This is a genomic window from Streptomyces sp. NPDC002044 (genome assembly GCF_040296725.1).
In the GTDB taxonomy this organism is placed as follows: Bacteria; Actinomycetota; Actinomycetes; order Streptomycetales; family Streptomycetaceae; genus Streptomyces; species Streptomyces antarcticus.
The window spans coordinates 36,807-58,367 of sequence record NZ_JBEOXU010000016.1 but is presented as its reverse complement, the minus strand read 5'-3'; the positions used below and the strand labels follow the sequence as shown (position 1 = coordinate 58,367).

The window sequence follows — 21,561 nt, the reverse complement described above, 5'->3', positions numbered from 1 at the left end:
CTCCTCGTCGGTACAGGGGACTACAAAGCCGCCAGCGGCGGACGAAACCACGAGCCTAACAATTCGGGAAGAAAAGGGGGAGGACCCAGGGGGTTCATTGCCCTCCCGGGACGCCCGCGACACCGCCCGCGCAGGAGTGCGAATCCAGTCGCCCGGAGCCCGGCGTGCCGTGTCCCGCAAGCCCTCCGGCGGGTTCCGCGCCGCTCCCGGCGGCCTCCGTACGGTCTCCGGTGCCGCCGGGCGCGGCGGCCGGGTCAGCGCGTGGAGCCGCCGGCCGCCGGCCGGCAGGCGACCAGCTCGATCATCGTGGCCCGGCCGGTGGTCTTCAGCGAGACCACCTCGTCCACGCGCGCCTGCTGCTGGGGGAAGGTGAAGTCGGCCCGGCCGACCTCGCCGTGCCCCTTGTCCTGGGAACTCAGGGTGCAGACCCCGGTCACCGTGGCCTCCTTGCGCACCTCCAGGTGGACCTTCACCTCGGTGTCGGACACCACCTGGAACTTGATCACCTCGGCGCTGACGCTCTTGCCCGCGACGTAGCCCCAGCCGATCCAGCCGACCACGCCCAGCAGGCCCACGCCCAGCACCGAACCGATGATCTTGAGCTTCCGGTCGGCACGCTCGTCCGCCGACCGGCCGTACCGGCCCTCGGGCAGCTCCTGGCGCACCGTGCTCATCGATCGTCCCTTCAGCGAGGCCCGCGGGCCCGGCCCCTGCGGGCCACCCCCGGAATTTTCCATCCCCCGGTTCAGTCACTATAGAGACGTCGTCATCACCGAATTGCAGAGGATCCCGTCTTGACCGAGCAGCTTCGACTGATGGCCGTGCACGCCCACCCCGACGACGAGTCGAGCAAGGGCGCGGCCACCATGGCCAAGTACGTGTCCGAGGGGGTGCCCGTCCTCGTCGTGACCTGCACCGGCGGCGAGCGTGGCTCGGTCCTGAACCCCAAGCTCCAGGGCGACAAGTACATCGAGGACAACATCCACGAGGTGCGCGCCAAGGAGATGGACGAGGCGCGCGAGATCCTCGGGATCGAGCAGGAGTGGCTCGGCTACGTCGACTCCGGGCTCCCCGAGGGCGACCCGCTGCCCCCGCTCCCCGAGGGCTGCTTCGCCCTGGCGGACGTGGACGAGGCGGCCGGGCGCCTGGTGAGGAAGATCCGCGCCTTCCAGCCGCAGGTCGTCACCACGTACGACGAGAACGGCGGCTACCCGCACCCCGACCACATCATGACCCACAAGATCACGATGGTGGCCTTCGACGGCGCGACCGACACCGTGAAGTACCCCGAGGCCGAGTTCGGCCCCGCCTACCAGCCGCGGAAGCTCTACTACAACCAGGGCTTCAACAAGCCGCGCACCGTCGCCCTCCACGAGGCACTCCTCGCGCGCGGCATGGAGTCGCCGTACGGGGAGTGGCTGGAGCGCTGGAAGGAGTTCGAGCGCACGGAGCGGACCCTGACCACCCACGTCCCCTGCGCCGACTTCTTCGAGATCCGCGACAAGGCCCTCATCGCGCACGCCACGCAGATCGACCCGGACGGCGGCTGGTTCCGCGTCCCGATGGACGTCCAGAAGGAGGTCTGGCCGACGGAGGAGTACGAGCTGGCGAAGTCGCTCGTCGACACTTCCCTCCCCGAGTCCGACCTCTTCGCGGGCATCCGGGAGAATGCGTAGCTATGAGCGCTACGCAGGCAGCACTGAACGAGCTCCTTCCGCTGGCCGGGGACACCTTCGACAAGAACAAGGTGACCCCCGGGATCCTCGGATTCCTCGTGTTCGCGGCCCTCGCCCTCGGCGTGTGGGGCCTGATGAAGTCGATGAGCCGCCACATGGGCCGGGTGAACTTCCAGGAGGCCCCGGAACCGACCGCCCCGGCGACGTCCGTCGAGGGCACCCGGGCCCCGTAGACACCGGCCCGGTCCGGTGTCGGCCCGGTCCGGTGTCGGCCCGGCCCGGTGTCGGCCCCGGCCCCGGCCCTGGCCTTGGTCGGCCCGGTCCCGGCCGCCGGCCGCCTCCCCGGTCAGGCCGGGGGGACCGGGACGCCCATGATCTCGCGGGCGTGGAGGTTCGGGACCAGGCCCAGGCGCCACGCCTGCCAGCCCTCCGCCGGGTCCACCCCCCGGCCCAGGACCACCCCGTACGCCTCCAGGCAGTCCTCCAGGCGCCGGTCCCGCGCCGGGTGCGGGGCCGCCGACAGCCGCGACAGCTCCGTCCTGGCCTCCTCCGGGGTGCCCGGGACCGCGTACGGCAGCAGCGTGCACCGCAGGAAGCGGGCCCAGTCCTCCCCGCGCCGGTCCCCGTACGAGACGAACAGCCGCACCGCCTCCTCGCACAGCCCCAGCGCCTGCGAGACCCGCCCGTTCCCCGCGTCCACCACCGCCAGCTCCAGGCAGGTCCACGCCTCCCCGTGGGCCAGCCCGATCCGCCGGAAGTCCGCCCGCGCGTCCACCAGCAGCTGACGGGCGAAGCCGGAGTTCTTCAGGTTGCCCGTCTGCGCCGCCCGCTGGTCCCGCGTCACCCGCCCCGAGTGGTGGCGGGCGTGCGCCAGCCCGTACACGTCCCGCATCCGCGAGAACATCGTCCGGGCCCGCTCCAGCTCGCGCACCGCCCGGTCGCGCTCCCCGCCCTCCTCCAGGGCCTGCCCCAGGTAGTACAGCGTCCACGCCTCGCCGCGCGCGTCCTCCGCGTCCCGGTGCCGGGCCAGCGCCTCGGTCAGCCGCTCCACCGCCGGCCCCGGATCGCCGTCCACCACCCGGGCCCGGCCCAGCTGGGTCAGCGCCCACGCCTCGCCGCGGTCGTCGCGCGTGCGCCCGTACAGGTCCAGGGCCACGCGCAGCTCCGCCTCCGCCCGCGGCACGTCGCCCAGCCGCAGGTACACCTGGCCCAGCTGGAAGTGCGCCCACGCCTCACCGTGCACGCTCTCGCTCTCCCGGTGCAGGACCAGCGACCGCTCCAGCAGCGACAGCGCCTCGCCCAGGTGGGCCAGGTCCCGTTCGACGGCCGCCAGCGCGTGCAGCCCCCACGCCCGGTCGCCCGCCAGCTCCGCCGGCTCCTGGAGCACGAGGGCCTCGCGGATCCGGGCCGCCGCCTCCGGAAGGTTCCCCTGGTGGTGCAGGGTGATCCCGAGCGAGACCAGCGCCATCGCGGCGCCCGCCTCCTGGTGCGCCTCCATGTACTGGTCCACCACCGAGGTCAGCGTGGTCCGCGCCTTGTCCAGCTCGCCGAGCTGGCGCGCGGCGATGCCCGTACGCCACTGCACCGACCGGACCAGCCGCCCGGGCTGCCCGCCGGGACCACCGGGGTGGCCCGCGGCCACCGCCCGCGTCAGCTCGTCGATCTCCCCCAGCCGGTACAGGTCCCCGCGCAGCAGGCAGAAGTCGCACAGCGCGCCCAGCAGGTCCAGCACCGCCTGCTGGTCCACGCCCTCCGTGTGCCGCAGCGCCGCCGTGATCACGCTCGACTCGTCGTCCAGCCAGCGCAGCGCCGCGTCCAGCGAGGCGAAACCGTGCCCGCCGAAGTGGTTCGCGCGCGTCGACATCTTCCCGTCGACCATCCGGATCACCGAGTCCGCGAGCTGCGCGTAGTTGCGGATCAGCCGCTCGTGGGCCGCCGAGGCCCGCGCCCGCTCCTCCTTCGACGCCGGCCGGGCCGCCGCGTACGCCCGTACCGCGTCGTGCATCCGGAACCGCTGGCCGCGCACCCGCTCGATCAGCCCGGCCTCCCACAGCTCCTCCAGCGTGCGCAGCGCCGCCTGCTCCGGTACGTCCGCCAGCGCGGCGGCCGCCGCCCCGCCCAGGGAGGCCCGCCCGGCCAGCGGCAGCAGCCGCAGCAACTGCCGGGCCGGCTCCGCCAGGCGCGCGTCGGCGGCCCGCAGCGCGCGCTCCACCGGATGCCCGCCGTCCGGCGCGCCCGGGCCCTCGGCGGCCGGCACCCGCCCGGTACGGGCCAGCGGGGCCAGCATCCGCAGGGCCAGCGGGAGCCCCTCGCCCAGCCGCACCGCGGCCGCGGCCGCCTCCGGGCCGAGGCCGGGGGCGGGGGCGGACGTGCTGCCGGGGCCGCTCGGGCGGCCGTGAGCCCGGCCGGGCTCCGGGGAGCCCGCCGGCCGCGCGGGCCCCGACTCCGCCGCCGCGGACCGGAGCAGCTCCAGGGCCTCCGCCTCCGCCAGCCGCTCCACCGGCAGCCGGTGCACCCACGCCGACAGCTCCGCCGGCAGCTCCAGCGGCTCCCGCGCCGTCACCAGCACCAGGCTCTCCGACCGCTCCGGCACCAGCAGCCGCACCTGCTCCGCGTCCACCGCGTCGTCCAGCACCACCGTCACCGGCAGCCCCCGCAGGTACTGGTGGTACAGCTCGGAGAGCCGCCGCACCTGCTGCTCCGCCGAAGCGCCCTCGCGGAACAGCAACTGCTCCCGGGGCGCGCCCAGCCGGTTCAGCAGGTGCAGCAGCGCCTCCCGCGTCGACAGCGGAGCCCCCGAACCGCCGCCGCCCCGCAGGTCCACCACGCACGCGCCCCGGAACTGGTCCCGCAGCGCGTGCGCCGCCCGCAGCGCCAGCGCCGTACGCCCCACGCCCGGCTCCCCGTGCAGCACCACGACCACCGGCCGGGTCTCCGTACTGGCCCGCGCCGCCTGCACCCACCGCGCCACGCGCGTCAGCTCCGCCCGCCGCCCCGCGAACAGCCCCGCCGGCTCCGGGAGCTGCCCGAACGACTGCTCCAGCACGCTGCGCCGCCGCGCCTCCGCGCTGCGGTCCGTCCCGCGCAGCGGGGTCGGCGCCTGACGCGGGACCTTCCGGGGCGCCCGCGCCGCCGCGCTCACCGCGCGCTGCTGCTCCAGGAACGGCCGTATCCCGCGCACCTCCAGCGCCGTCAGCCACTGCAAGCGCAGCTGTTCGGCCCCGCCCGGCCGGCCCCGTTCCCCGGCCCGCCGGTTCGCGGCCGGCACGTGCACCGCCGCCACCCGGGCCACCGTGGCCGCCGCCCCGGCGACGCCCACGACGGCCCCCGCCGTCAGGGAGGCGCCCGCCGCGACCCCGAGCGCGAGATCGGTCCCGACCGCGGCCGCGGCCGCGACGGCCACCGCCAGCAGCGCCGTCGAGGCGTTGCCCCGCCGGAAGACCTGCCCCAGGGACTCGTCCCCGGCCGCCGCCTCGTCCAGGGCCCGTACGTACGCCTCGTACTCCGGCGCCGCGTTCGCGGACCACGCGTCCAGCGCCTCCCTGCCGCGGGCCAGCAGCGCGGTCCTGTCGGCCGGCGTCCCCGCGGCCCCCGGACCGCGCCGGACCTCCTCGTCCACGGCCCGCCCCAACAGCAGCTCGGCCTCACCGCGATGGGTGTCCCGCATCGGCGTCCCCCTCCGAGAGTTCAGGTCGACTCGATTCCCAAGTGTCGTGGGTGCGGAACGCCAAGGCGAGGGAATCTGAGCGAGTTCAGAGTTAAACGGCGTGTTCACGAGCGGAGTTGACGAACCGCCGACCGGTCCGGCGGCCTACCCTGACCCCATGAGCCGACGGTGGGGGACCCTGGCGCTGTGCGCGGCCGCGCTGCTGGCGACGGCGGCCGGAGCCGGCTGCGCCGGCCCGGCGCCGCAACCCGCACCGGAACCGGCGGCGACGGGCTTCACGATGCGCTACGAGGAACCGGCCTCCGCCGACCGCCCGCACCACCTCTTCCTCCGGGACCGGCGGATCGTCGAACCGGTCCTCACCACCCTCAACGCCCGCTTCGCCCTGCCCCACGAGGTCGCCGTCGTCGCCCGCTCCTGTGACGGCGACGGCAGCGGCTACGACCCGCGGACCCACCGCATCGAACTCTGCTACGACGACCTGCCCGAGGAACGCGCCCTGTTCGCGGCGGCCGCCGCCCCGCCGGGCACCCCGCCGGGCACCCCGCGGCCGGACGGCGATCCGGACGCGGAACTCGCCGAGGTGGTCCGCGAGACCGTCCACCACGAAGCCGGCCACGCCCTCCTCGACGCCCTGCGCCTCCCCGCCGAAGGGGACCGCGCCGAGGAGGACGCCGCCGACCGCTTCGCCCGCCTGATGCTGCTCCGCGGCGGCCGGGAGGGCGAGGCCACCCTCCTGACGGCGGCCCGCGCCTACGACCTCGCCGCCGCGGCCGACCCCGCCCCCGACCCGGACGACGAGCACGCCCCGCCGGCCGAGCGCGCGGAGGCCCACCGCTGCGCCGTCTACGCCGAGGCCCCCGCCCGGCACGCCGACCTCGCGACCCCGGCCCGCGCGACCTGCCCCACGACCTGGCCCCGCTCCCGCGAAGCCTGGACCCAGGCCCTGACCCCCCTGCTGCGCCCCTGACCGGAGCGCCCTGGATGGGGTTCCGGCGCGGTCAGACGGTTCCCAGGTCCACGGTGACGGAGAAGGGCACGGCGGTCTTGACCGCGCCGGTGAACAACTCGCCGTCCCGGTAGGCCCTGGTGGCGGGGTCGAGGACGTAGGTGTAGACGATCGGGACGCCGGTGGCGGCCTGCTCGACGCGCCAGTAGAAGGGGATGCCGGCCTTGGCGTACTGGTCCACCTTCACGATCCGGTCCGTGGTCTCCGAGCCGGGCGACACGACCTCGACGACCAGGAGTACGTGTTCGGGGCGGGTGGGGGTGAGGTCGATGGTCTCCGCCCGGTAGACGATGACGTCCGGACGGCGCTTCCAGTCCGGTCCGGCGGCAGCGTCCAGGACGTTGGCCAGGATCCGCGCCAGCCGGTTGTGCCGCTTGGAGGCGCTCGGGCTCGCGACGACCATCCCGTCCACGATCTCGATGCCGGCACACTGCTCCTCGGACCAGGAGTCGTACTGCTCCGCGCTGATCTGGGCGTGCGTCCACGCGGGCGCCACCATCTCGGCGGTCATGGTGTGCCTCCTCAGAGGAGCCTCAACGGTTCCAGCGCTACCGGGCTCAGCCTACTGTCCCGCGCCGCCGAGGCGCCGCTTTCGACCGGGCGGGGCAGGGCCGCGCGGGCCCCGCCCGGCGGCACCCCTGGATGCCGGAGGCGCTCGTGGAGACCCGGCGGCACCACATGCCCCATCCCGATGTCAGCCGATTGCTCCACGTGCCACCGACGTCAGTGAACTCGCGGACCGGTGGTCCGCGGCGAGCGGGGTGGCTCAGCCCCCGTACTCACGCAACAGCTCGATCATGTTGCGGAGCAGCGGTATCGCCGCGTCGCCGACCTTGTCCTTGTCGTTGAAGTGCATCAGCTCATTGCGGACCTCGCGCAGGCTGTTGAGGCGGTCCGTGAAGGACTTGCGGTCCAGCGGCCAGCCCAGCCTGTCCCACTGATCTTGATTGCTCAAGACCCGCTGGTAGTCCCCGTAGGACAGTTGGTCGAAGGAAGTGAGGCCGCGACGTCCGTCCGGGTCGCAGAGAGCGATCACCTTCGCAAGGTCGAGCCCTTCCGAGATGATCCTGCGCAGCTGTCGGTCGAGATCGCCGATGAGGAGGAACGGCCGTGCGGTGGCACCGTACTCGGCAGCCACGTCGGCGACGGTGATGATTCCGGCGATTCGGTTCGTCTGATCCCTGACCAGGAGGAAGCCGAACTGTTCCAGATGGGGCAGCGCGTCGATCAGGTGGTCGGCGTAGCTGACGGCGTGAGCTTTGACTATGGCCCGGGAGAAGAGGGCTTCGGAATCCGCGTAACGGGCCAGCGCGATGGACTCCCAGGTGACGGCCCCTTGAAGGTTCCGAGGCCCGTTCAGCACCGGCAGCTGTGAGTATCCGTTGAGCCGCATCTTGGTGAACGCCTCCTCGAAGCTCGCCGAGGAGGTCACCGATTCCACGCCCCTGAGCGCCGAAGGCAGGTTGCCGACCGTCTGCCCCTGGATCGGTTCGTCCTCGTCTGCGGCCGTGGACCGGCGTGACGCGGTCATCCTCGTTTCCTCCTGCGCCGCCGTTTCCTCCTGGTCCGTTTCCGTCGCCTGCTCCGTCTCTGCCTCCGGCCCGGCCGTTTCTCCCTGCTCGTCCTCGGCATCCACGGACGGTCCGGTCAGGGTGACCCGGTCGTCGAGTCCTACAGCGGCAAAGTCCGGCACGGTGGACAGACCGTGGTTGGCCAGCTCGGCCGATACCTGCTCGCTGACCAGATAGCCACGCCTGGAGGCCCCCCACCAGCCCAGCAGATCCCGGACGGTCAGAGTGATCGGAGTGTCTGAGTCCGCCTGTTGCCGGGCATCCTTCAACCGGGCGTGCCGGATGGCGGAGCCGTCCGCTTCGGGCCCGTCAGAGGGCGGCTGCTCGGCAACCGTGTCCAGCAGTCTCTGTCGCAGAACATCCAACAGGGTGACGCCGTCGAGTGCCCAGGCGGTCCAGCCGTCGAAGGGACCTCGTCCCGAGGCCGCGGCGGCTGCCGCGGAGGGGGACTTAAACCGTCGGCCGTCGCTCAGCTCGATCCTGCCGTCCGCGGTCACCCGAGCACTATGTGCTACCCCCGATCGCTTACGCCGGAAGACGAGTGGCGCGCCCGCGGTCAACAGCCCGGCATCGACCAGATCCGAAACCCGTACCCGCCGTCCCCCGATCAGATAGGAGGCCCGCCCGGGAGACTCCTCCGCGCCCTCGTCCACCGTGGAATCCGTCACCGATGCCGCCCCCTCGAAACCGTTCGCGCTCCAGAAGGATCCGATCCTCACAGAGATTCCCTCCCGTGTACCGAGGATGCGGAGAACGTCCTGTTCAGGGGTTGCCCCGCTTGGCGCCGACCGTGCCGCGGACGGCTCCCGTCGCCCGTGTGAGCGAGGATGGGCGCATGTCGAACCGCCTTGCTGACGAGACGTCCCCCTACCTCCTCCAGCACGCCGACAACCCCGTCGACTGGTGGCCCTGGTCGCCCGAGGCGTTCGCCGAAGCGCGGGAGCGGGGCGTGCCGGTCCATCTGAGTGTGGGTTACAGCAGTTGTCATTGGTGCCATGTGCTCGCGGCCGAGTCCTTCGAGGACGAGCTGACCGCCGCCTACATGAACGAGCACTTCGTCAACGTCAAGGTGGACCGCGAGGAGCGGCCCGACGTCGACGCCGTCTACATGGAGGCGGTTCAGGCCGCCACCGGGCAGGGCGGCTGGCCCATGACCGTGTTCCTGACCGCCGACGCCGAGCCGTTCTACTTCGGGACCTACTTCCCGCCCGAGCCCCGCCACGGGATGCCGTCCTTCACGCAGGTCCTCGAAGGCGTGCGGTCCGCCTGGGTGGGGCGGCCCGAGGAGGTCGCGGAGGTCGCGCGGCGGATCGTACGGGACCTGGCCGGGCGGCAGCTGGACTACGGCAAGGCCGGGACCCCGGGGGCCGGGGAGCTGGCGCAGGCGCTGCTCGGGCTGACGCGGGAGTACGACTCCGCGCGCGGCGGGTTCGGCGGGGCGCCGAAGTTCCCGCCGTCCATGGTGCTGGAGTTCCTGCTGCGCCACCACGCGCGCACCGGGGCCGAGGGTGCGCTGCAGATGGCCGCCGACACGTGCGAGGCCATGGCCCGGGGCGGCATCTACGACCAGCTCGGCGGCGGGTTCGCGCGGTACGCGGTGGACCGGGAGTGGGTCGTCCCGCACTTCGAGAAGATGCTGTACGACAACGCGCTGCTGTGCCGGGTGTACGCCCACCTGTGGCGGGCCACCGGGTCCGACCTGGCGCGGCGGGTGGCCCTGGAGACCGCCGACTTCATGGTCCGGGAGCTGCGCACCGAGCACGGCGGGTTCGCCTCCGCGCTCGACGCCGACAGCGCGGACCCGCTGACCGGCGCGCACGTCGAGGGGGCGTACTACGCCTGGACCCCGGCCCAGTTGCGCGACGTGCTGGGGGAGGAGGACGGGGACCTGGCCGCCGCGTACTTCGGGGTGACCGAGGAGGGCACCTTCGAGCACGGCTCCTCCGTGCTCCAGCTGCCCCAGGACGGTCCGGCGGCGGAGGCCGGGCGGATCGCCTCGATCCGGGAGCGGCTGCTCGCCGCGCGGGCGCGGCGCCCGGCGCCCGGGCGCGACGACAAGGTCGTGGCGGCGTGGAATGGGCTGGCCGTCGCCGCGCTCGCCGAGTGCGGGGCCTACTTCGACCGGCCCGACCTGGTGGACCGTGCGACGGAGGCCGCCGACCTGCTGGTACGGGTCCACTTCGACGTGAGCTCGGGCCGGGCCCGGCTGGCGCGGACCAGCAAGGACGGCCGCGTCGGCGCGAACGCGGGGGTGCTGGAGGACTACGGCGACGTCGCCGAGGGGTTCCTCGCGTTGGCCTCGGTGACCGGTGAGGGGGTGTGGCTGGAGTTCGCCGGCTTCCTCGTCGACCTGGTGCTGGACCTGTTCGCCGCCGAGGACGGGTCGCTGTACGACACCGCGCACGACGCGGAGCAGCTGATCAGGCGGCCGCAGGACCCCACCGACACGGCGGCGCCGTCGGGCTGGACGGCGGCGGCCGGGGCGTTGCTCTCGTACGCGGCGCACACCGGTTCGCAGGCGCACCGGACGGCGGCCGAGAGGGCGCTCGGGGTGGTGCACGCGCTCGGTCCGCGCGCCCCGCGCTTCATCGGGCACGGGCTGGCGGTGGCCGAGGCGCTGCTCGACGGGCCGCGCGAGGTCGCGGTGGTCGGCGCTCCGCAGGACCCGGCGCGGGCGGAGCTGCACCGGGTCGCGCTGCTGGGGACGGCTCCCGGGGCGGTCGTGGCGACGGGCCTGCCGCGTGCGGCGGACGGCAACGGCGGGGAGTTCCCCCTGCTGGCCGAGCGCACGCTCGTGGGGGGTCTGCCCACCGCGTACGTGTGCCGGCACTTCGTCTGCGCGCGGCCCACGACGGATCCGGTCGAACTCGCCGGGCAGGTGGGGGCGGAGACCTCCCGGGAGGTGTGACGGCACCCCGCCCGCAGGCCGGGCGGCCGTACGGGAACGGCTCCGCCCCCGGCACCCGTGCCGGGGGCGGAGCCGTGGAACCCCCGGGCGGGGCCGTTCCCGTACGGCCGGGCGGAGCCGTCAGTGCTGGTAGGCGGCCATCGAGATGCCGACGTAGTGGGCCACGAAGGCCGCCAGCGTCAGCGAGTGGAAGACCTCGTGGAAGCCGAAGAAGCGGGGGGAGGGGTTGGGGCGCTTCATGCCGTAGATGACCCCGCCCACGCTGTACAGCAGGCCGCCGACGATCACCAGGACGAGCACGGCGATGCCGCCGGTGCGCATGAAGTCGGGCAGGAAGAAGACGGCCGCCCAGCCCATCGCGATGTAGCAGGGGGTGTAGAGCCAGCGCGGGGCGCCGACCCAGAAGACGCGGAAGGCGATGCCGGCGGCGGCCGCGATCCACACCGCCCACAGCAGGGTCCGCCCGGTGGAGGGCGGGAGCAGCAGGACGGTCAGCGGGGTGTAGGTGCCCGCGATGATCAGGAAGATGTTGGCGTGGTCGAGGCGCCGCAGGATGGCCTCGCCGCGAGGCCCCCACGTACCGCGGTGGTAGACGGCGCTGACGCCGAAGAGCAGGCAGGCGGTGAGGACGTAGACGCCGCAGGCCACGCGCGCCTCGGTCGAGTCGGTGAACGCCATCAGCACCAGACCGGCGACCACCACGGCCGGGAACATCCCGGTGTGCAGCCAGCCGCGCATCAGCGGCTTGGCCTCCAGGGCGGCTTCGGCGGTCTCCAGGGCCTGGACGATGGGGGAGGGCTCGGCGGCCTGGGGGGAAGGCTCGGCGGCCCGGGGGGCCTCGGCGGCCTGGACGGCCTCGGCGGCCGGTCCGGCGGCGGCGTCAGAAGTCATGGCCCACATGCTACCTACGGGTCCGTAGGTTTCCGTCAGTCCGCTTTTCCGTCGGCGCTCTTGATCGGTGCTCTTTACGGAAGATTGACGGACGTGGCGATGCTCACGTGAGAGGCCCTCTGGACATATGCGCACATCCACCGGATGATCAGATGAGTGCGGTCGGCACCGGATGAGCGGAGCGCGAAGCGTCCGGGTCGCAGCCCCCACGGGGCAAACACCAAACAAATCCCTCAACAAGGAGCAATCGTGGCGCGCGACAACGCGGCTCCCACCATCCCGACGACCCACCAAGGACTGATCTCCTGGGTGGACGAGATCGCTGCCCTCACCCAGCCGGACCGCGTCGTCTGGTGCGACGGCTCCGAGGCCGAGTACGAGCGCCTGTGCGGGGAGCTCGTCACTCAGGGCACGTTCAAGAAGCTCGACGAGGCGAAGCGCCCGAACTCCTACTACGCCGCCTCCGACCCCTCCGACGTCGCGCGCGTCGAGGACCGGACCTTCATCTGCTCCGAGAAGGAGGAGGACGCGGGCCCCACGAACCACTGGAAGGCCCCGGCCGAGATGAAGGCCATCTTCTCGGGTGAGCAGGGGATCTTCCGCGGCTCCATGAAGGGCCGGACGCTGTACGTCGTCCCCTTCTGCATGGGCCCCCTGGGCTCCGAGCTGTCCGCGATCGGCGTCGAGATCACCGACTCCGCCTACGTCGCGGTCGCCATGCGCACCATGACCCGCATGGGCAAGGCCGTCCTGGACGAGCTCGGCACCGACGGCTTCTTCGTCAAGGCCGTGCACACCCTGGGCGCCCCGCTCGCCGAGGGCCAGGCCGACGTCCCGTGGCCGTGCAACACCACCAAGTACATCTCGCACTTCCCGGAGACCCGCGAGATCTGGTCCTACGGTTCCGGCTACGGCGGCAACGCCCTGCTCGGCAAGAAGTGCTACGCCCTGCGCATCGCGTCCGTCATGGCCCGCGACGAGGGCTGGCTCGCCGAGCACATGCTCATCCTCAAGCTGACCCCGCCGCGGGGCCAGGCCAAGTACATCGCCGCCGCCTTCCCCTCCGCCTGCGGCAAGACGAACCTCGCCATGCTGGAGCCCACGATCCCCGGCTGGACCGTCGAGACCGTCGGTGACGACATCGCCTGGATGCGTTTCGGCGAGGACGGCCGCCTCTACGCGATCAACCCCGAGGCCGGCTTCTTCGGCGTCGCGCCCGGCACCGGCGAGCACACCAACGCCAACGCCATGAAGACGATGTACGCGAACACCGTCTTCACCAACGTCGCGCTCACCCCGGACGGCTCCGACGTCTGGTGGGAGGGCATGACCGAGGAGGCCCCGGCCGAGCTCGTCGACTGGAAGGGCAACCGCTGGACCCCGGAGTCCGAGACCCCGGCGGCCCACCCGAACGCCCGCTTCGCCGTCCCGGCCTCCCAGTGCCCGACGATCGCCCCCGAGTGGGAGGACCCCAAGGGCGTCCCGATCTCCGCGATCCTCTTCGGCGGCCGCCGCGCCTCCGCCGTCCCGCTGGTCACCGAGTCCTTCGACTGGAACCACGGCGTCTTCATCGGCTCGAACATCGCCTCCGAGAAGACCGCCGCCGCCGAGGGCAAGGTCGGCGAGCTGCGCCGCGACCCCTTCGCCATGCTGCCGTTCTGCGGCTACAACATGGGCGACTACATGGGCCACTGGGTCAAGGTCGGTGCTGACAAGGACCAGTCCAAGCTGCCGAAGATCTACTACGTGAACTGGTTCCGCAAGAACGACGCGGGCAAGTTCGTGTGGCCCGGCTTCGGCGAGAACAGCCGCGTCCTGAAGTGGATCGTCGAGCGCCTCGACGGCACCGCCGAAGGCGTCGAGACCCCCATCGGCGTCCTGCCGACGGTCGCGTCCCTCGACACCGACGGCCTGGACCTGCCCGCCGCCGACCTGGAGTTCCTCCTCACGGTCGACAAGGAGATCTGGCGCGACGAGGCCGCCCTGGTCCCCGAGCACCTCAACACCTACGGCGACCACACCCCCAAGGAGCTGTGGGACCAGTACCACGCGCTCGTCGAGCGCCTGGGCTGAGCCGCCCGCCCCGCAACCGGGGCCATGAACGTGGGAACCCCCGACCAAGCGGTTCCCGCCGCCGCACCCGCCGATCAGGAGCGACCCCGGTCCTCCAGGTAGGTCGTGTGCGTTTGCTGACGGCGGACCTCCACCTCGTGGAGGTCCGCCGTCACGCGTTCCGCCTCCGCGACGAGCACCGACAGCTGCCGCTCCAGATGCCGTTCGGGAGACTCGCCGCCCGGCGCGAGCCGCGTCCACCACCGCGTCCGGTGGTAGGTGTCCACGCACTCCGGGACGTCCGTGCGGACCGCCCGCGACAGCGCGTGCGCCGCCTCCGGATCGGCGGCCAGCACCTCGGCCGCCCACCGCGGGTCGAGCAGCGCCGCGTACAGCTCCAGCAGTCCGGCCAGCACCTCGCCCGCCGCCCGCGGCAGCTCCACCTCCGCCAGGTACTCCCGCAGCCGCCCGAGGTCCTCCCGTACGAGACCCAGCCGCTCGGCCGGGTCCGGGACCGCAGGCGGGGCGACCCGCTCGGGCGGGGCGATCAGCGCGCCCGCCCCGTACAGCCCGGCGACGACCAGCGGCCAGTACGCGCCGGCCGCGCCGGCCAGGGCGAGGCCCACCCCGGCGACGCCGCAGGCCGAGCCGGCCAGGTTCTTCTTCGACTCCAGGTAGCGCAGCGCCCTACTGGTAGCCACGGATCTCCTCGAAGGCCCCGTCCAGCGAGCCGTTGCCGTCGGTGGCGTCGAAGAGCCGCCCGCCGGTCAGTTCGGTGATGTGGGCCAGCTCCGCGCGGTCCGAGTCGCCGAACAGGACCGCGAAGACCGGCGTGCGCTTCCCGGCCTCCGGAAGTCCGGCGTAGAAGGCGTCGAAGTCCTTCGCCTTGTCCCCGCTGCGCCCGTCCGTCATCAGCACGATCGAGGTGAACGCGTCCGCGTCCTCCCGCCCCAGGTGCTGGTAGGCGGCCTTCAGGCTGCCGTACACGGCCGTGCCCCCGGCCGGCTGCAGGGCCAGTACGTCCGCCCGGATCGCGTCCAGGGAGGCCCCCGGATCGCCCGGCTCCACGACGTGCGTCAGCACCTTCTTCACCTTGTCGCCGAAGGGCAGCAGCGTCACCTCCTCGCGGTCCCGGAACCGCTGCCCGGGCCCCGAACTCCCGGTGCCCGTCAGCTCCGTGAGCGCCGCCTTCAGCCGCCCGATCCGGTCCTCCTCGGCCATCGAGCCCGAGGTGTCCAGCACGTACACCGTCCGGGAGGGCCGCCGCAGCTCGTTCTCGTAGCTCGCCAGCAGCCCGTCGGCCACCGACCGCGACCCGGGGAACGGCAGCTCCCGCCGCTTCTCCGCGTCCAGGCCCGCCGCCGGGGCCACCCCGGCCGCCACCGGCCGCCGCAGCGTCCGCTCGGTGATCGCCTGCTGTGCCTCGGGGCCGCGCAGCCACTCCGTCAGCGCCCGCCCCGACTCGCGGGCCCCGGCGGGGGCCGCGGTCAGCAGCGTCAGCGGGTAGTGCGCGGTGACCACGCCGTCGCGCGGCCGGATCACCGTCAGGCCGGCCTGCGCGTCCCGGTTCGCGGACAGCAGCACCGACTCGTAGTTGACCAGCGCGTCCACGTCCCCGCGCTTGGCGTAGGCCGTGGCGAGCCAGCCGGAGGAGCCCGACGTCAGCCTCTGCCCGGCGAAGAACTCCTTCAGCCGCGGCGCGGCCGCCTTCACGTCCGCGTCGGTCAGCGCGGACTGCGCCCCCGAGAGGCCCGAGGCCACCGAGACCAGCGCGGAGAAACCGGAGTTGGAGCGCACCGGGTCGGTCATCCCGTACGTCAGCTTCCCCGCGGCCACCGCCTCGTGGACCGCCGACCAGGTGACGTCGCCGGGCTGCCAGCCGAGCCGGGCCAGCGCCTGCGGCTTCACGCCGAGGGCGACGGGCGAGGACATCACCGGGGTCTCGTTGGCGAGCTTCCCGGCCGCCTCGGGGCGCAGCCGCAGGTAGTCGTTGGAGGACAGCCAGATGGCGTCGTACGCGGCGTCCGCCTTCCCCGAGGCGACCTGCTCGGCCGCGTCGAGCGTCCCCGACCAGGTCAGCTTCACCGTGACGCCGGTGGCCTGCTTCGCCCGGTCGAGCACCGGCTGGATGTCGGCCAGCTCGCTGGAGGCCAGGACCCGCAGGGTGCCCTCCTTGTACGCGGTGGGCTTCGGCCCGCCGGGCCCCCCGGATCCGCCGGACCCGTCGGGGGAGGAGGTGCAGGCGCTCGCCGCCACGAGGGCGACCAGCGCGAGGACGCGGGCGAGCGGGGCCCGCCGGAACCGGCCGGCCGGCCGGGACGGGCTCATCGGGCACCGCCGTCGAGGACGCCCGCGGTGCGGGTGCGCGCCAGATGGGCGGAAGCCTGCCGCAGTTCGCCCGCCAGGGACTCCACGGTGGCCGCCATGTTCTCCGTGGCCTGCGCTTTGAAGGAGTCGATCGCGTCGAGCGTGCGGTAGATCTGGGCGAAGGCCGTGCGCAGCGTCTCCGCGCCCACCGCCGGGTCGGCCGCGATCCGCTGGATCTCGCCGCTCTGCGTCGACAGCATCTCGGCGTTGCCCCGGATCAGGTCCTCGGTGGTGCCCTTCAGGGCGTTGACCTGGTCGATCACCTGCCGCTGGTGCTCCAGCGCCGAGGCCAGCATCACCGCGGTCCGCAGCGCGGACACGGTGGTGGTCGCGGCCCGGTCGACGCCCTTGACCAGTTCGTCGTTGTTGCGGCGGACGACGTCCATCGCGAGGTAGCCCTGCGCGCAGACCGCCAGCTGCGTCAGCAGGTCCTGGTGCTTCTGCCGGACGGGGAAGAGCACGTCCGCGCGCAGCGCGTCGGCCTGGCCGGGGTCGGCCGCCTCCGCCTCGGAGATCCGCTGGACGACGGCCGCGTCCAGGGCCTCGGTGAGGACCGCGTGCTCCTGGAGCCGGCCCATGGTCTCCCACAAGCGGGTCCGTTCGGTGTGCAGGGCGGCGTTGTCGCGGCGCAGTTCGTCCTGGCCGCCGCGGAGCGCGCCCACGATCCTGTCGAGGGTGGCCTGTGCGGAGGCGTACGCGGCCACGTGGTCGCGGAACCGGTTGCCGCCCGGCAGCTTCGCGAGGAGCCCGCGCACGCCGGTGGTGGGCGCGTCCCGCGGGCCGAGGTCCTCGACGGTGCGCCGCAGTTCGACGAGGGAGCCGGCCACGCGGGCCTGGGCGTCGCCGCCGCCCGCTCCGGAGGAGCCCAGCGAGCGTACGGCGCGCTCCAGCATCCGGTTGGACTGCTGGGCGGCGGAGCGGACGTCGGCGGCGCCCAGCCCGGCGATCTCGCCGATCCGCTGCGCGAACTCCGGGGAGCGGGCGTCGAGCCCGGCGAGCGAGCCGACGTACTCCCCGGCCCTGCGGGCCATCTCCTCGCGGACGCCGTCCTGGAGCGGGACGAGACCGGCGGCCTGCTCCCGGCGGACGGGGGCGACGGGGTCGGGTGCGGTGAGGACGAGCGGGGCGTCCTCGGGCGGTGTCAGTGTCATGGTGTGTCCCCCTGGCCCTTGGCGCGCGCGGCCAGCGCCATCAGGTTCTTGACGGTCGGGGTGCCGACCTGGCGGATGCCGGTCAGCCCCGGGTTGAGGTAGTCGGTGTGCTGTGCGGTGGCCGCGGTGAACGCGGGTACGCCGTCCTGCGGGCGGAACCCGTGGCGCAGGGCCAGGTCCCGCAGGCCGGGATCGGTGGCGAGGAGGGTGCCGAGGTCCCGGGCGGCGTCGCTGATCGGCACGAAGGTGTGCGCGGTGTTGACGGTGGTGTCGGGGTACAGCACGACCATGTCCTGGGGCTGCTGCCCTTGCAGGAGCATGGCGGCGACCTGGGATTCGTACACGAGGATGAGCGGTTCGCCGCTGCCGCTGATGAAGGCCCGGAACGGGGCGTCGGTGCTGGGTTCCAGGGCGCCCTGGACGGAGATCAGCTTGCGCATCAGGGGCGCGGTGCGGTCGATGGCGGCGTCGTCGGCGACGAGGTTGCCGCCGTTGGCCACGGTGGAGGCGGCGGCGAGGAAGAGCGCGCCGGAGTTGGAGGTGGCCGGGTCGGTGGTCTTGACGAACACCGTGCCGGTCAGTTCGGCGTGGGCGGCGGAGCCGGTCAGCTGCTGCCAGGTGCGGTCCTCGCCGGCGGCCTTGAGGAAGGGGCCCATGAGGAGGGTTCCGGAGTTCTTGCCGGTCCGCTTCGCGAGGCCGTTGCCGACGAGGACCTCCGCGGCGTTGGCGCGGGCGATGACGACGAGCGGGGAGTAGAAGGGCTTCGCCTCCTGGGCGCCCTTCACGCCCGCCGCGGCCGCGATCTCCTTGGCCGGTTCGCTGCTGCTGGGGAAGGCGAAGTCGTATTCCTTGAGGGCGAGTTGGTCCATCGCCCAGGAGCCCGAGGTTTCGGCCTTCACGGTGTAGCCCTGTGCGGCAAGGGCTTTGACGACGCCGGGGTCGCGGAAGAACTCGGACTTCTCCGACCCGATGACGCCGCGCACGGTCTTCGTTGCCGTGGGTTCCGGGCTCTGCCCCCTGGCGAGGACGACGGCTGCCACGCCGCCGATCAGGAGGAGGCCCAGGAGGATTCCTAGGATGCGTCTCACGGATGCAGCGTGCTCGCGGAAACCCACATTCCACGGCGAGTTGAATGAACGTCAGGTGTCCAGGCGGTCCCACTTCGAAATGCTGTGTGGGCCCGTGGGTGCTGGTGGGAGGGGCGGCGGCCCGGGAGGATCGTCGCATGGGCGTGAGCGCGTTGAAGTGGCAGGGCTGGCTGGTCGGGCTGGTGACGCTGGCCGGGCTGCTGGTGTTCGCCCCGCTGGGGCTGTACGTGTGGGCCAGCGGCGGCGGACCGAGCGGGGCGGCGCCGCCGCGGGCCGCCCTGGAGGACGTACGGGTCACCGGGTGCCGAATCGATCCGGCAAGCCGGCGCGTGGTGGCCGCGGTGGAGGCGGCGGGCCGGCCCGAGGGGCCGGGCGCGTACGTGGTGACGGTGGAGTTCCGCGACTCCGCGCAGGCGCGGCCGGGCGGGCGCACGGCCCGCTCCCTGGTGCGGATCCCGGGCGTGGCACCGGCGGCGACGGAACACGCCGAGGCCCTGGGCCCGGTCTGGCCGCCGGAGGCGGTCCCGTGGTGCGGGGCGGCGGAGGCGACGTTCACCCCGGCCGGGCCCCCCACGCCGGACACCCCCTGAGCGGGGGGCTGCGGGGCGGGGACGGGCCGTGGTGCGGTCGCCTCTCAACTACCGTGCAGCACAACGTGGTTGTTGCCGACCGCCGACGCATCCTGAAGAGCCGTTCGACTGTTGCGCCGGATGCCGCTTCGGATAGCCTCCGCCCCACAGATCCGGCGCGGGTCGGGGGTCAGGGTCCTGACGGGAGCGGATGTGCCTTCGGTGAACGTGTGGCGCGCGGCGGCAATGGTCGCCTTCACGGCGCTGGCCGTGGTCGGGTGTACGCCTGCCCCCAGGGCGCTGATTGCCGTCGAGCGCACGGAGTCAGGTCACGCCCGGGTTTTGACCGCAGGGTGCCCGGAGTATGTCGCTCTTCAGTTCTCCGTTTCCAGCTCGGGCGGCAGTGTCGGGCATAAGCGGTGGGCCATCAGCAGCGGAGCGATGGGCGGTCCGCTGGACACCGTGGACGTCTTCTCGACTCCATCAGGGTGGCGTGCCTACAGGTCAGATCTCAGCGACTTGAAGGGAGGGAGCGAGTACACGGTGGCCATGAACGGGGCGGTGCGGGGCCGCGGGCTGGACGGGCATCTCTCCTTCGCCCCGGATCAGTTTGAGGCCCTGAAGGCCGGAGAGGTGCTGGTCACGGAGGATGGAGAAACGGAAGTCGTCAGCAGGTCGGATTTCCTGAAGAAGGATGACCGCCGCTGCGCCCCGGGGTGAGGGGTGCCGGGGCCTCCCCGCGCGCGGGACCGCCGAGCGGCTCCGCAGGAGTATGGCGCCCGGTCCGGAGCCTCCGCGGCCCCGGACCGGGGCCGTCAGTGGGCGCCGGCCAGGTCCAGGGACTCCAGGGCGGCGGCGTGGGCGTCCATGCGCTCGGCGGCGAGGATCGCGGCGGTGGTGTCGGCGCGGGACGCGGCGACGAGCAGGGCGCGGGCGGCGAGGTCGTGGGCGCGCTGGTGCAGCGCGGCGGCGGTGTCCGGGGCCCCGTGCAGGACGGCGCGGGCCGGCTCGGCTCCGCGCAGTCGCTCCACCTGGCCGGCTATGCGGGCGGCGGCCTCGTCGAGACCGAGCTCGTCGGTCACGGCCAGCAGGGCGGACAGGTGGCCGGCGAGCTGGATGTCCAGCGCCTCGTTACGGCTGCTCCGCGGGTATCCGGCCCGGTTGCCGCCCAGGCGGACGACCGACTTCGTGCGACTCGGTTCGTACATGAGGGGGCCTCCTGCGTGGGTCAGGGGACCATCCTACATTGGAACGCGTCTAAAGTTGAGTTCGATCCTGACATGTGGGCACGCCCCGCGGGGGAGCGGCCGGGGCGGGCCCCGGCCCGGCCGGACCGGCGCCCGCCGGGTCGCCCTACGGCTGGCTGTAGCCGTCCAGGAAGTTCCCGATCCGCGTCACGGCGTCCGCCAGGTCCTTCGCGTTCGGCAGGGTCACGATCCGGAAGTGGTCCGGGTCGGGCCAGTTGAAGCCCGTACCGTGCACGACCATGATCTTCTCGGCCCGCAGCAGGTCCAGGACCATCTGCCGGTCGTCCTTGATCTTGTAGACGGACGGGTCCAGGCGCGGGAACGCGTACAGCGCGCCCTTCGGCTTCACGCAGGTGACGCCGGGGATCTGGGTCAGCAGGTCGTAGGCGACATTGCGCTGTTCCAGAATGCGGCCGCCCGGCAGGACCAGGTCCTCGATCGACTGCCGGCCGCCCAGCGCGGTGGCCACGGCGTGCTGCGACGGCATGTTCGCGCACAGCCGCATGTTCGCCAGGATCGTCAGGCCCTCGATGTACGAGGCCGCGTGCTTCTTCGGGCCGCAGACCGCCATCCAGCCGGACCGGAATCCGGCGACGCGGTAGTTCTTGGAGAGCCCGTTGAAGGTGAGCGTCAGCAGGTCGGGCGCGATGGCGGCCGTGTTCGTGTGGGTGGTGCCGTCGTAGAGGATCCGGTCGTAGATCTCGTCCGAGCAGACGATCAGATTGTGGCGGCGCGCGATGTCCGTGAGCCCGCGCAGCATCTCGTCGTCGTAGACGGCGCCGGTCGGATTGTTCGGGTTGATGATCACGATCGCGCGGGTGCGGTCGGTGACCTTGCGCTCGATGTCGGCGAGGTCCGGCATCCAGTCGGACTGCTCGTCGCAGCGGTAGTGCACGGCCGTGCCGCCCGCGAGGGAGACCGAGGCCGTCCACAGCGGGTAGTCGGGCGCCGGGACCAGCACCTCGTCGCCGTCGTCGAGCAGCGCCTGCATCGACATCTGGATCAGCTCGGAGACGCCGTTGCCGAGGTAGACGTCCTCGACGTCCAGTGCGATGCCCTTGGTCTGGTAGTGCTGCATGACCGCGCGGCGCGCGGAGAGCAGCCCCTTCGCGTCCCCGTAGCCGTGGGCGGTGCCCAGGTTGCGGAGCATGTCCTCAAGGATCTCCGGCGGGCACTCGAAGCCGAAGGCCGCGGGGTTGCCGGTGTTGAGCTTGAGGATGCGATGACCTGCCGCTTCGAGCCGCATCGCCTCTTCGAGGACGGGTCCGCGGATCTCGTAGCAGACATTGGCGAGTTTCGTTGACTGGATCACCTGCATGACGGGAGCTTACGGGCCCCCGGTGCGGCCTGTCCCCGGGATTCGGA

General features: G+C 72.9%; 18 protein-coding genes. 7 read left to right on the top strand and 11 right to left on the bottom strand.

The window, feature by feature from the left end; all coding sequences use genetic code 11:
- Positions 1-254: 254 nt before the first annotated feature.
- Positions 255-674 carry a DUF4307 domain-containing protein gene (locus tag ABT106_RS06950; protein ID WP_351273392.1) on the bottom strand — a complete coding sequence of 140 codons (420 nt, stop codon included), beginning with the start codon at positions 672-674 and terminating at the stop codon, positions 255-257.
- Between the two features lie 120 nt (positions 675-794).
- Here ABT106_RS06950 and mca point away from each other — a divergent pair, with 120 nt between their 5' ends.
- A complete protein-coding gene (gene mca / locus ABT106_RS06945; RefSeq protein WP_351273389.1) occupies positions 795-1,676 on the top strand; it encodes a mycothiol conjugate amidase Mca in 882 nt (293 codons plus the stop codon).
- Positions 1,677-1,678: 2 nt separating this feature from the next.
- On the top strand, positions 1,679-1,909 hold the full coding sequence (locus tag ABT106_RS06940; RefSeq protein ID WP_351273386.1) for a hypothetical protein: 231 nt from the start codon (positions 1,679-1,681) through the stop codon (positions 1,907-1,909).
- 113 nt (positions 1,910-2,022) lie between these two features.
- Here ABT106_RS06940 and ABT106_RS06935 read toward each other — a convergent pair whose 3' ends face one another.
- Positions 2,023-5,343, bottom strand: coding sequence for a tetratricopeptide repeat protein (locus ABT106_RS06935; protein ID WP_351273383.1), 3,321 nt, complete (start codon positions 5,341-5,343; stop codon positions 2,023-2,025).
- A gap of 157 nt (positions 5,344-5,500) precedes the next feature.
- Here ABT106_RS06935 and ABT106_RS06930 point away from each other — a divergent pair, with 157 nt between their 5' ends.
- A complete protein-coding gene (locus ABT106_RS06930; RefSeq protein ID WP_351273380.1) occupies positions 5,501-6,313 on the top strand; it encodes a DUF4344 domain-containing metallopeptidase in 813 nt (270 codons plus the stop codon).
- 31 nt (positions 6,314-6,344) lie between these two features.
- On the opposite strand, the gene ABT106_RS06925 is transcribed toward ABT106_RS06930, so the two are convergent.
- Together ABT106_RS06925 and ABT106_RS06920 are read right to left on the bottom strand one after the other, a co-directional pair.
- On the bottom strand, positions 6,345-6,863 hold the full coding sequence (locus ABT106_RS06925) for a Uma2 family endonuclease (protein WP_351273377.1): 519 nt from the start codon (positions 6,861-6,863) through the stop codon (positions 6,345-6,347).
- 255 nt (positions 6,864-7,118) lie between these two features.
- Positions 7,119-8,642 carry a restriction system modified-DNA reader domain-containing protein gene (locus ABT106_RS06920; protein ID WP_351273374.1) on the bottom strand — a complete coding sequence of 508 codons (1,524 nt, stop codon included), beginning with the start codon at positions 8,640-8,642 and terminating at the stop codon, positions 7,119-7,121.
- A 116-nt stretch (positions 8,643-8,758) separates the two neighbouring features.
- Here ABT106_RS06920 and ABT106_RS06915 point away from each other — a divergent pair, with 116 nt between their 5' ends.
- On the top strand, positions 8,759-10,831 hold the full coding sequence (locus tag ABT106_RS06915; RefSeq protein WP_351273371.1) for a thioredoxin domain-containing protein: 2,073 nt from the start codon (positions 8,759-8,761) through the stop codon (positions 10,829-10,831).
- 120 nt (positions 10,832-10,951) lie between these two features.
- On the opposite strand, the gene trhA is transcribed toward ABT106_RS06915, so the two are convergent.
- Positions 10,952-11,569, bottom strand: coding sequence for a PAQR family membrane homeostasis protein TrhA (trhA, locus tag ABT106_RS06910; protein WP_351273435.1), 618 nt, complete (start codon positions 11,567-11,569; stop codon positions 10,952-10,954).
- A 402-nt stretch (positions 11,570-11,971) separates the two neighbouring features.
- Between trhA and ABT106_RS06905 the strand changes: the two genes are divergently transcribed.
- On the top strand, positions 11,972-13,795 hold the full coding sequence (locus ABT106_RS06905) for a phosphoenolpyruvate carboxykinase (GTP) (protein ID WP_351273368.1): 1,824 nt from the start codon (positions 11,972-11,974) through the stop codon (positions 13,793-13,795).
- Positions 13,796-13,869: 74 nt separating this feature from the next.
- Here ABT106_RS06905 and ABT106_RS06900 read toward each other — a convergent pair whose 3' ends face one another.
- The 4 genes from ABT106_RS06900 to ABT106_RS06885 are packed head-to-tail and all read right to left on the bottom strand — an operon-like array spanning position 13,870 to position 18,380.
- Complete coding sequence (locus tag ABT106_RS06900) at positions 13,870-14,475, bottom strand: hypothetical protein (RefSeq protein ID WP_351273365.1); 606 nt, start codon at positions 14,473-14,475, stop codon at positions 13,870-13,872.
- On the bottom strand, positions 14,462-16,102 hold the full coding sequence (locus ABT106_RS06895) for a substrate-binding and vWA domain-containing protein (protein WP_351273362.1): 1,641 nt from the start codon (positions 16,100-16,102) through the stop codon (positions 14,462-14,464). The genes ABT106_RS06900 and ABT106_RS06895 overlap by 14 nt, the downstream gene beginning before the upstream one ends.
- Entirely contained in the window at positions 16,099-17,292 is a 1,194-nt protein-coding gene (locus ABT106_RS06890) for a toxic anion resistance protein (protein ID WP_351273360.1), read from the bottom strand. The genes ABT106_RS06895 and ABT106_RS06890 overlap by 4 nt, the downstream gene beginning before the upstream one ends.
- Positions 17,289-18,380 carry a substrate-binding domain-containing protein gene (locus ABT106_RS06885; protein ID WP_351273357.1) on the bottom strand — a complete coding sequence of 364 codons (1,092 nt, stop codon included), beginning with the start codon at positions 18,378-18,380 and terminating at the stop codon, positions 17,289-17,291. Before ABT106_RS06885 ends, ABT106_RS06890 begins: the two co-directional genes overlap by 4 nt.
- 143 nt (positions 18,381-18,523) lie before the next feature.
- Here ABT106_RS06885 and ABT106_RS06880 point away from each other — a divergent pair, with 143 nt between their 5' ends.
- Both ABT106_RS06880 and ABT106_RS06875 read left to right on the top strand, forming a co-directional pair.
- Positions 18,524-18,970, top strand: coding sequence for a hypothetical protein (locus ABT106_RS06880; RefSeq protein WP_351273355.1), 447 nt, complete (start codon positions 18,524-18,526; stop codon positions 18,968-18,970).
- Between the two features lie 201 nt (positions 18,971-19,171).
- On the top strand, positions 19,172-19,669 hold the full coding sequence (locus tag ABT106_RS06875; RefSeq protein WP_351273352.1) for a hypothetical protein: 498 nt from the start codon (positions 19,172-19,174) through the stop codon (positions 19,667-19,669).
- A gap of 95 nt (positions 19,670-19,764) precedes the next feature.
- Here the strand turns inward: ABT106_RS06875 and ABT106_RS06870 are convergent, their stop codons facing one another.
- Both ABT106_RS06870 and ABT106_RS06865 read right to left on the bottom strand, forming a co-directional pair.
- A complete protein-coding gene (locus tag ABT106_RS06870) occupies positions 19,765-20,157 on the bottom strand; it encodes an SCO4983 family protein (protein WP_351273350.1) in 393 nt (130 codons plus the stop codon).
- Positions 20,158-20,302: 145 nt separating this feature from the next.
- The gene (locus ABT106_RS06865) at positions 20,303-21,514 is read right to left on the bottom strand and encodes a pyridoxal phosphate-dependent aminotransferase (RefSeq protein WP_351273347.1); all 1,212 of its coding nucleotides are present in this window, start codon (positions 21,512-21,514) and stop codon (positions 20,303-20,305) included.
- Positions 21,515-21,561: the final 47 nt, after the last annotated feature.

Bases quoted from the DNA above. Each gene is read 5' to 3' on its own strand.
- ABT106_RS06925 (WP_351273377.1), bottom strand. From the start codon at position 6,863: ATGACCGCCGAGATGGTGGCGCCCGCGTGGACGCACGCCCAGATCAGC.
- ABT106_RS06890 (WP_351273360.1), bottom strand. From the start codon at position 17,292: ATGACACTGACACCGCCCGAGGACGCCCCGCTCGTCCTCACCGCACCC.
- ABT106_RS06895 (WP_351273362.1), bottom strand. From the start codon at position 16,102: ATGAGCCCGTCCCGGCCGGCCGGCCGGTTCCGGCGGGCCCCGCTCGCC.
- ABT106_RS06950 (WP_351273392.1), bottom strand. From the start codon at position 674: ATGAGCACGGTGCGCCAGGAGCTGCCCGAGGGCCGGTACGGCCGGTCG.
- trhA (WP_351273435.1), bottom strand. From the start codon at position 11,569: ATGCGCGGCTGGCTGCACACCGGGATGTTCCCGGCCGTGGTGGTCGCC.
- ABT106_RS06870 (WP_351273350.1), bottom strand. From the start codon at position 20,157: ATGTACGAACCGAGTCGCACGAAGTCGGTCGTCCGCCTGGGCGGCAAC.
- ABT106_RS06935 (WP_351273383.1), bottom strand. From the start codon at position 5,343: ATGCGGGACACCCATCGCGGTGAGGCCGAGCTGCTGTTGGGGCGGGCC.
- ABT106_RS06915 (WP_351273371.1), top strand. From the start codon at position 8,759: ATGTCGAACCGCCTTGCTGACGAGACGTCCCCCTACCTCCTCCAGCAC.
- ABT106_RS06865 (WP_351273347.1), bottom strand. From the start codon at position 21,514: ATGCAGGTGATCCAGTCAACGAAACTCGCCAATGTCTGCTACGAGATC.
- ABT106_RS06930 (WP_351273380.1), top strand. From the start codon at position 5,501: ATGAGCCGACGGTGGGGGACCCTGGCGCTGTGCGCGGCCGCGCTGCTG.
- ABT106_RS06940 (WP_351273386.1), top strand. From the start codon at position 1,679: ATGAGCGCTACGCAGGCAGCACTGAACGAGCTCCTTCCGCTGGCCGGG.